This window comes from Micromonospora sp. C31, assembly GCF_018070575.1.
GTDB lineage: Bacteria > Actinomycetota > Actinomycetes > Mycobacteriales > Micromonosporaceae > Micromonospora.
In genome coordinates this window covers 55,914-71,319 of record NZ_JAGPXN010000025.1, presented here as the reverse complement: position 1 = coordinate 71,319, position 15,406 = coordinate 55,914, and the positions used below count along the sequence as shown (strand labels likewise).

The 15,406-nt window shown below is 68.1% G+C and carries 15 protein-coding genes; 3 read left to right on the top strand and 12 right to left on the bottom strand.

Annotation, left to right across the window (positions count from 1 at the left end):
- Positions 1–162 precede the first annotated feature (162 nt).
- Both KBX06_RS25330 and KBX06_RS25325 read right to left on the bottom strand, forming a co-directional pair.
- A complete protein-coding gene (locus KBX06_RS25330) occupies positions 163–357 on the bottom strand; it encodes a hypothetical protein (RefSeq protein ID WP_210839345.1) in 195 nt (64 codons plus the stop codon).
- Complete coding sequence (locus KBX06_RS25325; protein WP_210839343.1) at positions 354–791, bottom strand: hypothetical protein; 438 nt, start codon at positions 789–791, stop codon at positions 354–356. The genes KBX06_RS25330 and KBX06_RS25325 overlap by 4 nt, the downstream gene beginning before the upstream one ends.
- A gap of 236 nt (positions 792–1,027) precedes the next feature.
- On the opposite strand from KBX06_RS25325, the gene KBX06_RS25320 reads away from it, so the two are divergent.
- Both KBX06_RS25320 and KBX06_RS25315 read left to right on the top strand, forming a co-directional pair.
- Positions 1,028–1,687: a recombinase family protein gene (locus tag KBX06_RS25320; protein ID WP_210839369.1), complete on the top strand. Its 660-nt coding sequence runs from the start codon at positions 1,028–1,030 to the stop codon at positions 1,685–1,687.
- A 253-nt stretch (positions 1,688–1,940) separates the two neighbouring features.
- The gene (locus tag KBX06_RS25315) at positions 1,941–3,644 is read left to right on the top strand and encodes a glycosyltransferase family 39 protein (RefSeq protein WP_210839341.1); all 1,704 of its coding nucleotides are present in this window, start codon (positions 1,941–1,943) and stop codon (positions 3,642–3,644) included.
- Positions 3,645–3,923: 279 nt separating this feature from the next.
- On the opposite strand, the gene KBX06_RS25310 is transcribed toward KBX06_RS25315, so the two are convergent.
- Positions 3,924–4,247, bottom strand: coding sequence for a hypothetical protein (locus tag KBX06_RS25310; protein WP_210839339.1), 324 nt, complete (start codon positions 4,245–4,247; stop codon positions 3,924–3,926).
- A 244-nt stretch (positions 4,248–4,491) separates the two neighbouring features.
- The gene (locus tag KBX06_RS25305) at positions 4,492–4,833 is read right to left on the bottom strand and encodes a hypothetical protein (RefSeq protein ID WP_210839338.1); all 342 of its coding nucleotides are present in this window, start codon (positions 4,831–4,833) and stop codon (positions 4,492–4,494) included.
- A gap of 1,205 nt (positions 4,834–6,038) precedes the next feature.
- Between KBX06_RS25305 and KBX06_RS25300 the strand changes: the two genes are divergently transcribed.
- The gene (locus tag KBX06_RS25300) at positions 6,039–6,746 is read left to right on the top strand and encodes a glycosyltransferase family 2 protein (RefSeq protein WP_210839368.1); all 708 of its coding nucleotides are present in this window, start codon (positions 6,039–6,041) and stop codon (positions 6,744–6,746) included.
- 507 nt (positions 6,747–7,253) lie between these two features.
- Here the strand turns inward: KBX06_RS25300 and KBX06_RS25295 are convergent.
- The 8 genes from KBX06_RS25295 to KBX06_RS25260 all read right to left on the bottom strand — a co-directional run bounded on the left by KBX06_RS25295 (position 7,254) and on the right by KBX06_RS25260 (position 15,399).
- On the bottom strand, positions 7,254–7,751 hold the full coding sequence (locus KBX06_RS25295) for a DUF4913 domain-containing protein (protein ID WP_210839335.1): 498 nt from the start codon (positions 7,749–7,751) through the stop codon (positions 7,254–7,256).
- Positions 7,748–9,529, bottom strand: a complete 1,782-nt coding sequence (locus KBX06_RS25290; RefSeq protein WP_210839333.1) for a type IV secretory system conjugative DNA transfer family protein — start codon at positions 9,527–9,529, stop codon at positions 7,748–7,750. The genes KBX06_RS25295 and KBX06_RS25290 overlap by 4 nt, the downstream gene beginning before the upstream one ends.
- Positions 9,526–11,010 carry an ATP/GTP-binding protein gene (locus tag KBX06_RS25285; RefSeq protein ID WP_210839331.1) on the bottom strand — a complete coding sequence of 495 codons (1,485 nt, stop codon included), beginning with the start codon at positions 11,008–11,010 and terminating at the stop codon, positions 9,526–9,528. Before KBX06_RS25285 ends, KBX06_RS25290 begins: the two co-directional genes overlap by 4 nt.
- Before the next feature lie 10 nt (positions 11,011–11,020).
- Positions 11,021–12,493 (bottom strand): SCO6880 family protein, encoded by a 1,473-nt coding sequence (locus tag KBX06_RS25280; RefSeq protein ID WP_210839329.1) that lies wholly within the window; start codon positions 12,491–12,493, stop codon positions 11,021–11,023.
- Positions 12,490–13,779, bottom strand: a complete 1,290-nt coding sequence (locus KBX06_RS25275) for a hypothetical protein (protein WP_247686649.1) — start codon at positions 13,777–13,779, stop codon at positions 12,490–12,492. The genes KBX06_RS25280 and KBX06_RS25275 overlap by 4 nt, the downstream gene beginning before the upstream one ends.
- Positions 13,779–14,519 (bottom strand): hypothetical protein, encoded by a 741-nt coding sequence (locus KBX06_RS25270; protein ID WP_210839327.1) that lies wholly within the window; start codon positions 14,517–14,519, stop codon positions 13,779–13,781. Before KBX06_RS25270 ends, KBX06_RS25275 begins: the two co-directional genes overlap by 1 nt.
- 17 nt (positions 14,520–14,536) lie before the next feature.
- A complete protein-coding gene (locus KBX06_RS25265) occupies positions 14,537–14,761 on the bottom strand; it encodes a hypothetical protein (RefSeq protein WP_247686648.1) in 225 nt (74 codons plus the stop codon).
- An 86-nt stretch (positions 14,762–14,847) separates the two neighbouring features.
- On the bottom strand, positions 14,848–15,399 hold the full coding sequence (locus KBX06_RS25260; RefSeq protein WP_307854747.1) for a hypothetical protein: 552 nt from the start codon (positions 15,397–15,399) through the stop codon (positions 14,848–14,850).
- Positions 15,400–15,406: the final 7 nt, after the last annotated feature.

The following is a 15,406-nucleotide window of genomic DNA, read 5'->3' as shown; positions in this document are numbered from 1 at the left end:
TCGTCCTCGCTGCGGCGCTACCGCCAGCGCACACCCTGCACTGGTCGATCTGGCGACGAACATCCCAAGCCAGAGCCCGACGATCCCACTACCAGCGCAGACAGGCGAAGTGACGTTGGAGTATTAGGGTCCGCGCTTGTGTAGCTGGCCCACGTCACCCGGTCAGGCCGCCCGGTGGCGCGTGGCGCTGAGGCGGAACGGGTGGGTGTACTCGGTGCCGCAGCAGGTGCACCAGGCCCGGAACAGCAGGCTGGTCGCGGTGTCGACGGGGCTTGGTTCCACCTCGTAGCGGGTGCCTTCGATCATGGCGTAGAGGTGCCGCCAGCGGATCGGGCAGAGGCAGGCCGGCGTGCTCATGCCGTTGCCTTCCCGTCGTCGGGGTCGGGGGCTCGCCACTCGCGGGGCTTGGCGCCGGTGGCGTCGGCGACTTGGGCGACGTCGCGGTGGCTGTAGGCGGTGCGGGTGCCGGAGATGGACATGCCGGCGGCTGCGGCGAGGTCGCCCAGCGTGTAGGGGCGGGGTTGGACGAACTCGCGGCCGTAGGCGATCAGCTCGCGGATCCGCTGCTCGGCTTCCTCCTTCGCGCGACGGGCACCGGCCAGCGCGCCGATCAGCGGGTCCTGGTCGCCTCCGTCCCACGCGGCCCGCAGGTTCTCGGTGGCACGTTCTTGGTCTTCAGCGGCTTCGTCCCGCGCGGCGAGGAAGCCGTCGTCGTGTTCCTCGCCGGGGTCGGGTTGCGGGATCGGGTACAGGATCGCGGCCACGTCGGTGAAGATGTCTCGTCGAGTCATGTCCTACATTCTGCGCAATCTATTGCGATGATCGCAATAAGCTGTGGCGACCGCAATCAAAAGTTGGGGTCTCCCATATCCGATCTTGTTCAAGAAGCGATCGTTTTCCGGACAAGATCAAATTACGTCGCCGAGGCGGGCAGTTCACGTCCGAAAAACCCGTCCGAGAATTCGGCGTGTCCAACAACGTGACGAGGGGTTTGTTGGGCACTCTGGACGGCGTGACCGTCACCCCTATGCCCGCCGAGGGTGACCTGCTTGCCTCGACTCCGCTCGCAGGCGTGCTCGTCGGCTACGGGCGAGTCTCCACCCGCGAGCAGAACCTCGCCCGCCAGCAAGGCGCACTGACTGCGGCCGGCTGCGCCAAGTGCTTCTTCGACAAGGCCTCCGGGAAGAACACGAACCGGCCCGAGCTGGCCAAGGTGTTCGAGTACATCCGGCCCGGCGACGTGCTCACCGTCGTCTCGCTCGACCGGCTCGGCCGCTCGCTGGAGGACCTGATCGGCATCGTCGGCCGGCTCAAGCGCCACGGCGTCGGTTTCCAGTCCCTGCACGAGAAGCTCGACACCACCACCGCAGGCGGGATGTTCGTCTTCCACGTCTTCGCCGCGCTGGCCGAGTTCCTACGGACCATCATCGTGGCCAACACCAACGAGGGCCTGGCCGCCGCTCGCGCCCGCGGGCAACGCCTCGGCCGGCCGCCGGCGATGACGCCGGAGAAGGTCGCGTACGCGCTGCAACTGCTCGCCGAGCCGAACCGCACGATGACCTCGATCGCCAAGCTCCTCGGCGTCTCTCGCAGCACCCTATACAGCGCGCTGCCTGGCCTCATTCCGGCCCAACGCGACGACCAGGCCGCCCTGCAAGAACGGCTTACCCAACTCCCGCCGGACTGATGGGGATTACCGGCATACCATGCTGCTTGAACCAGCTCAAACAGTGGCGTGACCTGGGCACCCGCTACGCCAAACGTGCATCCCTTTGTCGCACCAGACCTGGCCTCACCGTCGCCATCAGTTGGCTTTCATGATCGACAGGGCAGGCCATAGGCAATCGCCCTGCAGTGAGTCCATCCACGCGGGCTGTGGCAGAATCGCCGGGCACGGCTCAATGGAGATGAGATGTGGACGCCGTTTAGTGAGGAGGGCCGTGACGAAGTTGATTGAAGAAAATAAACTTGCCGCGCAGGTCAGAAACATAGGAGAAACGGTAGTGGGGTCAGCTGCTTGGCTTCGCCTGGGGAAGTCGCTTCCATACTATGTGGCCGTGGCCCTCGGTCTTGCGGGTGTTCTGTACCGGGCGGTGCTGATAGCGTTGGACGTTCCACCAGCCAATAGCGACGAGGGCACTGCTGGTCTAGCCGCCTTACACATCGGAGAAGGTCAGCACTGGCCGACGTTCTTTTACGGCCAAGACTACATGGGCACCTTCTACTCCTATCTTGCAGCCCCGTTAATTCAGGTTCTCGGCACGCACTGGTGGGTACTTCGTTTACCGGCACTCGCAATGTATGCCGTCTTCCTTCTTCTCGTCTTCCGGCTTACGCGTACCCTCTACACGCCCTGGTTTGCCGTCTTCATCATGGCGGTCATGGCGTTCGGGTCTGATCGGGTCATCAAAGATCAAATTATCGGAGCTGGCGGCTATTCCGATGTGGCCACCGCCGTTGCCGGTCTCATGCTGGCATCTGCACTTCTAGTTCTCGATCCCAAAAAGCGAAAGATGACATTTGCGGTGTGGGGCTGGCTGGCCGGTTACATCGTCTGGACCCACTGGCTTGCACTGCCGTATGTTGCCGCCGCTGTGCTGCTCGTGGCATGGGTGGGTCGATCAGAGCTGACGATACGTCGGGCATCCCTGGCAGCCTCCGGATTCGTTCTCGGCGCAGCGCCTTTGATCTGGTTCAACCTTCGCCCCGACCACCCCAACTCCTTTTCGGTGTTGCTTTCTCTCAGTGGCGCGACCGAGTCGGCTGCTTGGCCGGACAGATTGCACGGTGCGGTCCTCCTCGGCCTACCTCTCAGTTCCGGGATGTGTGCGCCGAGTCGCTGTTCGCCCTGGCAAATGTGGTGGGGGCCGACCTACCTTATTTTGATGGTCGTGGCGGCGGCCATAGCCGTCGCCGCAGTACGTCGCGCCGATGTCGGCGAACGTCGTATGCACGCCAGTCGGCTGGCGCTCGTCGCCGGTGCTGCGATGACCCTGGCCGCCTATATTGCGAGTTCCTCGTCGGCGATGACACCAATCGAGAGCGCCCGCTACCTCCACTACGGGATAGTGTCGCTGCCAGCCATCCTCTGGCCGCTGTGGATCGGCATGACTGCCCTGGCTGGCAGAGTGAGGGACAATATCTCCGGCGGCAGAAGGGGCGAACTTCAACCAAGTGTGACCGGCCCGAGCCGGTACGAAGGGTTCCTGACCGCTGGCTGTATCGCAGTCACCGGTGTCTTCTTCGCTGGTCTGCTAGTCGCTACCGGGCAGTTGATCGCTCACCAATCTCACTACGCCGTAGAAGCTAACAATGAACAGCAACTTTTGGATCATCTGCGAGCGGGTGGTGTCACCCACATCTATTCCGAGTACTGGACGTGCAACCGGATTGCTTACCGCAGCCGGGAGGAGGTTCGTTGCGCGGTCCTTGATGAGAGCCTATCGCCCGGACTCGATCGCTACCGGCCGTACCGTGACCAGGTCCGGCAGTCAGAACAGGTGGCCTACGTGCTCCCCGGATCAAGCGCGATGTCAGACAACTTCGCCCGGTCCGCCCTCCGTTTGGGAGTCGAAGTGGTTTCTCGATACGAGACTGCGGGCTACCAGGTATATCTCTGCCGCCAAAAGCCAGAGCGGAACTGATCAAGCAACCCCTCGACCCTCGGCTACCGGGGTGTGATCACGACTGAACGTGATGTGAGGCCCCCAAGAAGGGCCGTCAAGAGCAAAAAAAACCGGAGTGGTCAGCAGCGGTCGTAGAGGCCCTCGAAGTGGACCACGGCTGGGGGGCACCGAGTAATGACGCAGATCCAAGTCGCGGGTCCGCTCATCAATCGTCTCGGTGCGCCCCTCCCTGCCGCAATATATGGCTTACGCGATCAGCGCCCAAGAGCGAGGCGCTTTCCGCTGGTGCCCGCTATGTTAGGCGGGAATTTCGGTCCAGCCCTTGTACGTTGCGGTCGTGCCGGATGGACAGTATCCGAACGAGCCGCGCCGATCCCCGGCCCACCGAGTGACACCATTGTACGTGCCGCCATTCGAGCAAATCACGAAGAAGCGGTAGCTGTCCGGGCCGTTCCCATCTACCCAGCCGCCGTAACTGGTTGCGGTGTTCAGCGTGACATGAACGTCGCCAAACCACTCCGCTCCGACGCTGGACGCCGAGGCGGGACCGGCAACGCCGGTTACGGTCATAGCTGCACTCGCGGTGAGAAGTGCGGCATTAATTGCGAGCTTGCGGATCACTTTCTTGTCCCTTCAGAGGAGGTAGTCGTTTAGCCGGCCAGGGGTGTGGATTGCCTAACCTTTCCTGAGGGGCGCCCTTGTGCGGCTAAATCGATCGTCATTGCCATAACGCGCCTATGGGGGCCGTGAATCTCATCACGGCCGCGAAATGTGACCAGGCTCTAAGCCCAGAAGTATCCGGTGCCGCTCACGTCTCCCGATGGGGTTGCGGGGGAGATGGGAAACCGGGGCTGAGGAAGTCCGGTCAGTTGTCGTTGTAGAAGAAGCCCTTGTTCATGGTGCTTCCGCTCATGTCGATACCGTCTGGGCAGTAGACGAAAGATCCGCGGCGGTCGCCGGCCCAGCGGGTCGTGCCCGACTTGAACGCACCGCTTTTGCAGAACGCATAGGCCCAGTATTCGTCAGGGCCGTTTCCGTCAACCCAGCCGCCATAATTGTAACCATCATCTTTGGTGACATGTTGAGCGCCGAACCACGTCGGCGTTAAGTCCGCCGCCATGGCGGGGGAAGCGGGGAGAAGTGGGAGGGCCAGGCTTGCAGCTACAGCCGTAATTGCAATTCTCATGCGCAAGGCAGGAAGCTCCAATCACGAATAAAGAAAATCGAGCGATGGCCGCTTGCGTCCAAGTCAAACTGCCTCGAGGATGAACCCTCGTTGATTAGGGCCATCCTTGATTCCTGATGGGCAGTAGGAGGACGAGCCGCGACGATCACCGGCCCAACGCCAAACGCCGTACGACGGGTTCCCGACTTTGCAATAGGCAAAGCTTCTGTAGCGGTCCGGTCCATTGCCGTCGACCCAGCCGGCGTAGGTGGTGCTGGTGTCGCTGGTTACGTGCACATCACCAAACCAGAGGGGAGTGATCTCGCTGGCAGAAGCCGGCTGGCCAGACAGCAGGCACGCCGCTAGCGTAGTGCCGGCGATCGTGACCGCTCGCAATTTACTTATCATTGATACCTAGACCTCCGTATGCAGTCACTGCGTGCCGGTTTTTCCCTTTGCTTGCGGCTATCGCAGGTGCAGCCTTAGGCCCGGCGTCCACCTGCGTTGACTGCCCACAATCCGGACGGACAGGAAACGGAGGCGCCCCGTCGGTCGCCGAACCAGGGCTTGGAGGCACTCTCGTACGTCACGCCATTCTCGCACTTAATCCATATCTCATATCGCTCGGGACCGGTGCCATCGCACCATCCCCAGGCGTAGCCGGTAACTCCTGGTCCAGTAACCTCAACCGTGCATGGCTTGCCGTTCCAGTCTGCAGAAGCGGGTGAGCTGAACATCACGGAACCTGCCATTGCAGCGAGAGATACGGCGGCGATTCCCAGTGTACGTTTCATCGATTTCATTCCGGAACTCCGTCCACAGCATGGAGGTAATTGGCAGTCAACGCGCGCGTCGGTCAGGGCCCCGTTACCCATCAGAACTTCTGACGCCCTGGAGCGTATAGGCAAACATCACCGTAACGTGGAGTCCTGTGGCGACTACCGAATGCGTGCACCCGGCTGTTGATCACGCAGGGTTCTTTCGCCGAGGGAAACTTGCCCGAAATGGGTTTATATGGTCCAAGTTAACCCACCGAGCATCATCACTCATCGCGAGGATAACGTTTTGGTAACGGCATGATCGCGGACCGTGGTGGTTTCAGGATTGTCGGTCAGGAGCGAGCGGTAAGCGGTTCTCGTTGTCCCCGGCACCAGTATCGGCATTGAGCTGCAGAAACGCCTGGCCAGGTAACTGCGGCTGGAGTAGCAGGATAGGGCCGACGTATCGTCGCCACCGTGGAGATTCCCGTGAAGCTCTCGATCCTCATGCCGGTCTACAACGAGGAAGAACGCATCGCGGATGCCCTCAAGCAGGCATTGGCGGTCGACTACCCGTGTGAGATCGAGCTGGTCGTGGTCGACGACGGCAGCCGGGACGGCACCGGTGAGATCCTCGGTCGGGCCGACGACGCGCGCCTGCGGGTCATCACCCACCAGCGCAACGCCGGTAAGGGCGCCGCCATCAGGACGGCGGTCGACAACGCCGAGGGCGACTACATCGTCATTCTCGACGCCGACCTGGAGTACGACCCGCAGGACATCCCCAAGCTGCTCGACCCGGTGCTCGACGGGCGGGCCACCGTGGTCTACGGCAACCGCACCTTCGGCAGCCACAGCGCCTACAGCTTCTGGTACGTGATGGGCAACAAGGGCGTCACGATGGCGGCGAACGTGCTGTTCAACTCCTACATCGGCGACCTGGAGACCTGCTTCAAGCTGATGCCGGTGGCGCTCTACCGCTCGCTCGACGTCCGCTCGCGCGGCTTCGGCATGGAGGCCGAGGTCACCGGCAAGCTGCTGCGCCAGCGCATCCGCCCCTACGAGGTCCCGATCAGCTACCGGGCGCGGGGCCGCGAAGAGGGCAAGAAGATCACCTGGAAGGACGGCGTCGAGGCGCTCTGGATCCTCGGCCGCGAGCGCACCCGCCGCCGCCCCCTCGGCGCCCCGACCCGCTGACCCAGGCTTCACCCCCGTCACGCCGCTGTGGGCGCGGATCAGCCGTTCGACGGCGCCAACGTGGGTTCGATTGACAGGGATGTTGTCGGTGGTTCCGCGAGACCCAGCGGCGACAGATGGCGAGGCGAGTCGACGCTCTGCTGCGCCGCTCGCGCTCGCGGGCCGCGTCGACGGCCCACCCGAGTGTGATTACGCGGGCACCCGCCCGTGGTAGAGGTCGCTAGCCGCGGATCCTGCGCGGGCTCCGAGCGCACCTCCGGGGCGGCGCCGCAGGCGTTGATGACCGCCCTGGTGCCGGCGTACGAGTTGGTTTTCCCAGGTAGGTATAGCTGAACGTGGGCCAGGTAAACGAGAACGTTCCGATCACACCTGATTAGCGTGTCGGGGCGGTCGGATCGATTCCGGAATCGGCCACATTAAGAGCTGTTGGTGCCTCGCGAGACATCTCATCCCCAGTGCCGGATAAATCTGTTAATGAGGGCTGCGAGGGAGGGCGATGCCAGGGAATCAGAGGGCGTGGGCGTCGGGGAGTTGAGCAAGAACCTCTGGCGGCGCAGGCTCGACGGGCAGGGGCCGGGGTTCGGTGTGCTTGTCCGGGCCGCATCGGCTGAACGGCCCGTACTCGGCGGCGAGTGCGGCGAGGTGGGGGTCGAGGTGGTCGCGCCACCAGATGCTCATTCCGGTCTGTGGGTCGCTGACCCGCAGGGTTTCCCAGGCTCGCCAGAGGGCGTACAGGCGGGAGATCGCCTCCGGGTGCGCCCACCACCGGGGGCACCAGTTCACCCCAGCGGTCGGCCCAGTGGCGAGGCGTCGCTCGACGACGTGGGCGAGGTAGTCGGCGACGAACGCCTCGACGTTGCGGTAGGCCGGCTCCGGTGCGGCGTCGTCGCCGGCTGGCGGTGTGGCGGCCGGCGGCGTCACGTCCGGGTCGCCGGCGAGTTGGCCGAGCAGGGCGCTGAGGTCGGCGACCGGGTCGCCGGCCGGTCCGGGCTGGGGCAGGGTCATGGGGTTGGCTCCGGCGGGGCGTCGTCGGGGGTGAGGGTCCAGTCGGTGCGGCCGTGGGGGTCCCAGTGTTCGATCGAGGCGCGGATCGCCTCGGCGTGTGGGCCGTTCTGCCAGGGGGCGGTGCGGGCGAGCGCGGGCGGGGCGCCGGAGGCGTAGACGACCATCCGGCCGCGGGGCAGGGCGTGCAGGTCGGAGACGTCGAGGATGCGCTGGCGGCGGGTGGCGTGCGAGACCGACCGCTGGCCCCACCCGGATCCGCTGCTGCTGGTCGACCTGGTCGTGACGTCGTGCTCGCCGATGAGCTTGGACAGTTCTTCGAGCCAGTCGGGGTCGGCGACGCCGCCGCCGTAGGTGCGGACGTTCGCCGCGGACCAGAGTTTGCGCATGCCCTCGCGTCCCCACACGTCGACGCCCTGGGGGTAGGACTGCAGGATCGTGATGATGGGCAGCCCGTGGGAGCCGTAGTACGAGTACAGGTTGGGGAGTTGTCGGAGGCGGCAGATGTTGGCGGCTTCGTCGAGGATGCTCAGCAGTGGCGGGTCGAGGCGTCGGCCGGGGCAGGTGCGGGCGCGTAGCTCGCCGGCGCGTAGGACGGCGTCGGTGAGGGCGGCGACCAACGGGGCGGGGGAGCCGGGGCCGCCCTGGGACAGCAGGTACAGCACGTCGGTGGAGGCGACGAAGGCGGCCGGGTCGAACTCGAGGACCCCGCCGCGCATGGGTGGAGTGACCCAGGCGGTGACCGTCGGCTCGGTCAGGCACATGAGCATCTTCTGCGCGCCCGCGTACACGCCGCCCCGGGTCTTGTCCGGCATGTTGACCACCCCGGCGACCGCGTCGGCGGGCAGCTCGTAGCCGCGCTCACGCAGCAGCTCCGCCGGCTCGTCGTCGCGGGGACTGACGGCCCACCGGTACGCCGCGAGAATGTCCCGGCCGGACACGGCAGCGGCGAGAAGCAGGTTCGCCACCAACTCCTCGCTGGAGGGGTCGAAGAAGGCATCGCGGCTGACGCCGGGCTCGCGCTCGGCGGAGGCGAAGTGCTCGGCCAGGCGGCGGGCGTCGGTGATGGTGGCCACGGCGCGCAAGGGGTTCCACCACATGCCCTGCGTGGGTCCGAGGATGTGCTGCGGGTCGAACGCCCACACGGTGCCGCGGGCGGCGCGGATGTCGCGGGTGGCGTCGACGATGTCGCCCTTGACGCTGGTGACCAGGGTCGGGCCGGGAGCGGCGACGATGGCCGGGATCGCCCGGCAGGTGGTCTTGCCGGTGCGCGGGCCCCAGATGTCGACGGCCATGTCCTCCCACGACTGGCGCAGCGGCATCCCGCCGGCGACGGTGTGGGCGATCAGCACGCCGAGCTGGTCGGGGTCAGGCCGGTCGACGTCAGCGAGGCTGGGCCGCAGCCGCCGCCCGCTGTCGGCAACCCCCCGGGGCCCGAGGTGCGCGAGGTCTTTGCGGCTGGCCATGCGGCGGGCGGCCGGGTCGACGCGGGTGCGGCGTCGGCGAGCCCACCGCCAGGCGGCGGTGCCGCCGACGGCCAGCAGCAGCAGGACGGTCACCTCGGCGATGGCGATGAGGGTGCAGGTGGTGGTCCAGGTGATGTCACCGCGCAGCACCGCGGCGGCGACCTGGATTGGTCCGCCGCCGGTGTATCCGGGCGGGCGGGCCAGTACGACGGGTAACCACGCGCCGCTGGCGAGGACCAGGACTCCGGCGGCGATGCCACCGATGATCAGGCCGGCGTCGTCGTGGCCACCGCGCGGGCCGGCGGGCCGGCTCATGCCATGGTCCAGCGGAAGTCGGTGTTGCCGAGTCGCATCTCCGTCTCGGTGGGTTCCAGGTGCACCGGGATACCCGGCCGCGATCCGACCTTGATCAGGAAGTTGCCACGGCCGACGGTGCCGCTGCCCTCAGCCGAGGTCCAGGACGGCGGCGCCGACCAGGACAGCACCTCGCGCCGCTCCGCGTGCGACAGCGGCCGGACCCGCGCGACCGCGTCGAGTTCCTGCTCCGAGCACGGGCCGATCATCAGCACCGCGGACCGTTCGGCGAAGCCGCGGGCCTTGGCCCGGTCGTGGGCGGTGGGCAGCGCCTCCAGGTCGGCCAGGCTGTGGGTGATGAAGGCGGTGCCGGTGCCCTTCTGCCGGTTGAGCCGGGTGAGGCCGTCGGCGCGGTCGACCAGGCCGTGCCCGACGCGCAGCGCCCGCCACAGCTCGTCGAGGACGGTGAAGAAGGTTCTCGGCGGCGCCAGGCCGAGGTCGGCCATCAGGTGCGCGGCCTCCACCTGGGCGAAGCCGTAGGACCAGGTTGACAGCAGGGTCGCGGCGGTGCGCAGCTCGTCGGTGTCGTCGATGCTGGAGATGTCGACGCACACCGCCGGGGTGTCGAGGCGGATCGGCGTGGTGGTCTGCCCCTCGAAGGTGTCGCCGAGCGGTCCGTGCAGCAGCGCCAGCAGGGTGCGGTGCAGGCCGGCGACGTCGTCACGGAACCGGGGGACGTCTCCCTCTTCCTGCCAGAGGGTGACCGCGCGGACCTCGGCCGGAGCGTCGCGGATAACGCGCAAGACGTCGGAGAGCACCGGCGGGGTGTCGGTCTCCCGTTCGGCGAGGTAGCGCAGCACGGCGGCCAGGACGGTGGTCTCGTCGGAGGTGACGGGCCCGCGCCGTACGAGGGTGGCCAGGGCGACGAGCATGTTCAAGCGCCTATCGGTCACCGCGGCTCGCACGACGGCGCCGGTGCGCTCGTCGACGCGGTCGAGTACCTGCCGCCACGGGCCGGCATCAAGGGGGTTGATCCGGTCGAGGCCGGGCCCGACGCGCAGCACCTGCCCGCCGAGCGCGCGGACCAGCTCGGCGTAGTCGGGCTTGAGGTCGCCGAGGATCAGCGGCGTGACGCCCTGGGCAGTGAGCCCGAGGACCATCCGGCGCACCGCCGTGGACTTGCCCATGCCGGGCTCGCCCTCGATCCACACCGACGGGTTGTTGATCAACCGCGCGCGGGTATACCAGGAGATCGGGTCGAAGCACACCGCCGAGCCGGTGTAGAGGTGCCGGCCAACCGGCACGCCGATCATCGGCGTCGACGCGCCGGTGCCGAACGGGTACAAACCGCACACCTGCACGGTGGTGCCCCGGTACTCCGTCGCGGGCTCGATCCACGACCACCGGCCGCCCCCGGGTGCGGCGTAGCCGAGGCGGCCGGGCCGACGCCCGGCCGGTCGGCGCCGTGGTGGTGGGGTGTTGGTGTGAGGGCTGGTGGTCATCGCCGCCGTCCTAGAAGGGGATCGTGGCGTGGGCGGGCAAGACGATGCCGGCGGGCAGGCCGGCGGCGAACCCGGCTGCCTGGCAGCCGTACATCGGCCGGATCGTCAGGCGGGCCTCGCCGGCGCGGGCCCGGATGATGCCGGTGGCCTCGTCGAGCTTGCCGTCGTCGGCGACGGTGGCGGTGACCAGCACGGTGAAGCGGACGACGCCGGCGCCGGTGGCCTCTTCCTGGGCGGCTTGGTCTGCGGCGGCCAGGTCGGTGAGGTCTCGGGCGCTGGGCTGCGGCTTCTTGGCGGCCATGAACCTCGCGTCGCGCTTGTCGGCCTCCACCAGCCGCGCCGCGTCGGCGGGGGAGTACGGCCGGTAGATCATCGTGACCCGCTTGCGCAGCAGTTGCGGATCCGGGTCAGTGAGGCGGGCGAACAGCCGCGAGTACACCACCCCTCGCGGCGCCTCCACCATGCACCAGGTGCGCGAGACGCCGGAGTCGTGCCGGTAGGAGTCCCAGCTCTCCCGGGTGGCCACCGGCCCGGCCTGCGTCCAGTCGGGGGTGAGCTGCGGGTCGCGGGCGAGGTCCAGGGCAGCGTCCGGGTCGTAGGCGGCGCGCACCACGGCGGCGAGGCTGCGGGCGGACATCGGCACGATGCCGGCGCCGGTGGCGCCGGTCAGCCCGGCGTGCAGGTGCGGCAGCCGGGCGGCGACCTCCCGGCACACGTCCTCGTGCGACATCGACCGACCGGGCGGGGCGGTGTAGGTCAGCGACACGCGGGTGTCGACGGCCGCCGACCCGGCCGGGTAGGACCGTACGACGTCGTCGAGGACCTGCAGGGCCAGCGCTGGGGCGTCGGGCCGGGACGTGGCGGTGACCTCGGCGGCCAGCCGGGTGCCCGGGTCCGGGGTGGTTTCGACGGTGACCTGTGCCTGCACGAGCTGCGGCTCGCGCGACAGGGCCGCCAGCCAGGACGCCAGGTGACTGACGCGGGCGTCGATGACGGCCTGGTCGACCAGGTCCATGCCCTCGGGCGCGCACCGCAGGGTGACCGTGTAGTGCCGGCTCTGCGGCACCACGACGACCGCGACGAGCCCCGAGCGGCCGGTCTCCACCTCGTACACCTCGGATCGGGCCAGCACCCCGGGGAGCTGGTGCGCGGCGGTGACCTTGGACGCCACGCCGGAGACGTAGACGTGGTGGCGGCGGGCCCGCGCCAACCACCACGCGACCCGGGCGGTCAGGACTTGGAAGCCGGTGCGCCCGTTGACCCGGATCGCCAGCGGCGCGAGCACGAGCAGACCGATAACGGCGGTGATCAGCGCGGCCAGCGTGGAGATCGGCAGCATCGCCGCGCTGACCACCATGACCAGGAACGCGGCGATCGTGCCGGCCGGCCCGAGCCCGAACAGCCCGGCACCGCGCCCGAGACGCCAGTTGCCGTAAGTGCGCTGCTGCTGCTCGCTGGCTCGTTCTCGTACCTCGGTGCTCATGCGCCCTCACCGCCTACCGCTCCGGACGCCGTCCCGCCGACCTTGCGCACGGTGCCGGGCCCTGCCTGCGCCGCCGTGACCGCGAGCCCGGCCGGTCCGGCCGCTGACGTGGCGGCACCTGCCGCACCCGTCGTCTGCGCCGCGCTGGCTGCCGTCTGTGCTGTCGTGGCCGTCGACGTCCCGGACCCTGCCGGCCCTGGGGTTGCCGTGCCGGTCCTCGCGCCTTCCCCGGAGGGGCGAGATGCCGGTATCGGGGCAGACGGGGTGGCACCGCCGGGCCGGCCAGGGTCACTGCCACCGGAGCGCGCCCCGGGTCCGCCGCTGCTTGCGCCGCTACTGGCGTTGAGCCGGATCGCACCCGAGGCGATCTGTCCGGCCGCGGAGGTCGCGGCCACCGCCGCACTCCCGGAGCCGCCGGAGGACAGCACCGACACGGCCGGTGCGATCAGCCGCATGAGGGCAGGCAACGCCACGATGGCCATGCAGAACATCACCAGGCCGGTGAGCAGCGTCGTGAGGTCCTGGCCCTTGCCGAGCATCCAGAACACCGCCGCGTAGATCGTGGCCGCCGCGGGCTTGTAGAGCACCAGGGCAAGCAGCCACGTCAGGTACCGGTCGCGAATCGCGCGGCCGGACCCGGCGATGCCCGACGCGGCAGCCAGCGGGAGCAGCCCGGCCAGCAGCACCAGGCCAGCACCCCGGGCCAGCAGCAACAGCAACTGCACCATCGTGGCCAGGAACATCATGATCGAAATGCCGATCACCATCAGCGCGGACAGCCCACTGGTGGCGGCGGCCGGCGCGAAGGCACGCAACCGGGCACCGAGGTCACCGTCGGCGGAGGCCTTCAGGATCCAGTCGGAGTAAGCGTCGCCGATGCCGATGAGCAGTTGCACGGCGGGCACGCCGGCACCGGCGAGCACGACCATCGTCACCAGGCCCTTGGTCAGGGTGCCGGCGTCACGGCCGTTGCGTTCCCAGGCCAGCCGGATCGCCCCGACGAGCACCGCGCCCACCGCGAGCGCAGCTACCGCCCAGTTGGTGTAGGCGCTCAGGTAGTCGACGGTGCCGTCGCAGACGAGCTTCCCGGATGCGTCGGTGTGGCAGGAGCCCTGGGACACCTTGGGCGTAGGGATGGACAACCAGCCAGCGACCAAGGCCTTGAGCATCTCCGCGGCGGCCTCGGATGCCTGCTCAGACAGTTCGTCGAGGAACCGGCCGGCGGTGGTGTCGAGGACGTGACCTGGGACGCAGACGGGGTTGACGATGGGGCAGTCGTCCGGCACTACCGCGGCCCCCACTCGACGACCCCGGCGAGGTCACTGGTGACGCGGTTGATGGAGATCCACGCCCCGCCGGGTGGGGCCTGCATGCGCCAGTCGCCGTCACGCCAGAGCAGCGTCAGCGACAGCACGTGGTAGCGGGGGGTGCCGGCCGACGGCGCGCGCAGCACCAGCCCAATGACGGCGGTGTCGGGCGTGTAGGACTGGTAGGTGAAGCCGGCGATCTGGCTCAGCGAGCCAGGGTCGGCGGGTCCACTGTCACTGGCGCGGTACTCGGCGACGAGGCGGTCTCGGTCGGCGCTCGGTACGAATTGGCTTTCGATGGTGGGCTGCCAGTAGGCGGGCCCGAGGGTGTGGCTGGCTCTGGTCATGAGCTGCGCGGCAGCGACTAGAGCACCTTCCGGGGTGTGGGCGTACCCGGACGCGGTGGTCTCGGTGATCCGCTTCGGACCTGCGGTGGCGCTGACCGGTACGGCGGACGCGCCGACGAGCTCCCAGCGCACGTCGGCCGGTGGAGACGTCGGTACGGCCGTCGGCAGCTTCTGTTCGGTACTGCTGTCGGCCGGAGCGGGCGCTGTCGCCGGCGTGCCGGTGGTCGTACCACCACCGCCCCTGTCGTCGTCACCCTTGGGTAGCAGGGCGACCAGCAGACCCGCCGCGAGGATGAGCACCACCAGCGCGGCGGCGGCGATGAATCCGGGCCGCGTCCATGGCGGTCGCTGGGTGAAGTCAGGCTGTGACATGAGGGGGCCTCCCCGAGCTAGACGATCAGGGCGCCGACGATGGTGGATGCGCTGCCGATCAGGATGCAGGCGGCGAACACCCAGCCGAGCTGGGCGACGTTGGTGTCGTCACCGCGGCGGTGTGCCAGGGCCATCTTCGCGGCGCTGTAGATGATCCCTCCGACGCACGCGGCGGTGGCGAGCCACGCGATCCACTGGAGGATCTCCAGCACGTTGCTCTGCACCACTCCGGGGGGTGCCACGCCGCCGCCCGGGTTCGGCACCCCACCGGGGGGAGGGGTGGGGGCAGCCAAGTACAGCCCGATGCGAGCGGGTAGGTCTGCGAGCGTCATCGGTTCACTTTCGGTGTCGTTTGGATTTTTTGTGCGAGGGCGTGGCGCAGTGTTTCTACGTCGGGGGGTGTGCCGACGTCGCGGGGGTCGTCGGCGGCCAGGAGCGCGTCGATCCAGCCGACGCGCCACACCTGCGGCGCCCAGCCGCCGAGCAGTTGCAGTCGTTCGGTGGCGATGCGCGGGGGGCGCCGTGGGGAGGCTGCGACAGCGACCACGCCCAGCACGGTGGTCGTGCCGGATATGCCGGCGCGGCGACGCCACTGCTCGATCGCTCCGGTGGCCGCCCAGGTGCCGTGGGCGGATAGGCGGCACACCAGCACCACCTGGGCGGGCGGCATCGCCGGCGTCGTCAGCGGCCACGTCCGACCGAAGTCGACTCCGAAGCCGGCCAGCCGCGCCAGGGTGCTCGTGCCCGCTCCACCGTGGCACCCGACCCACCAGATCGGCGGCCATCCACTCAGGAGGACATTCTCCGGAATCGCCGAGGACGGAAGGTGGGGTGCGCTCCCAAGGCGCGTGCGGTGCGCGGTAACAGTCGTTGCCTTCACCGGCGTT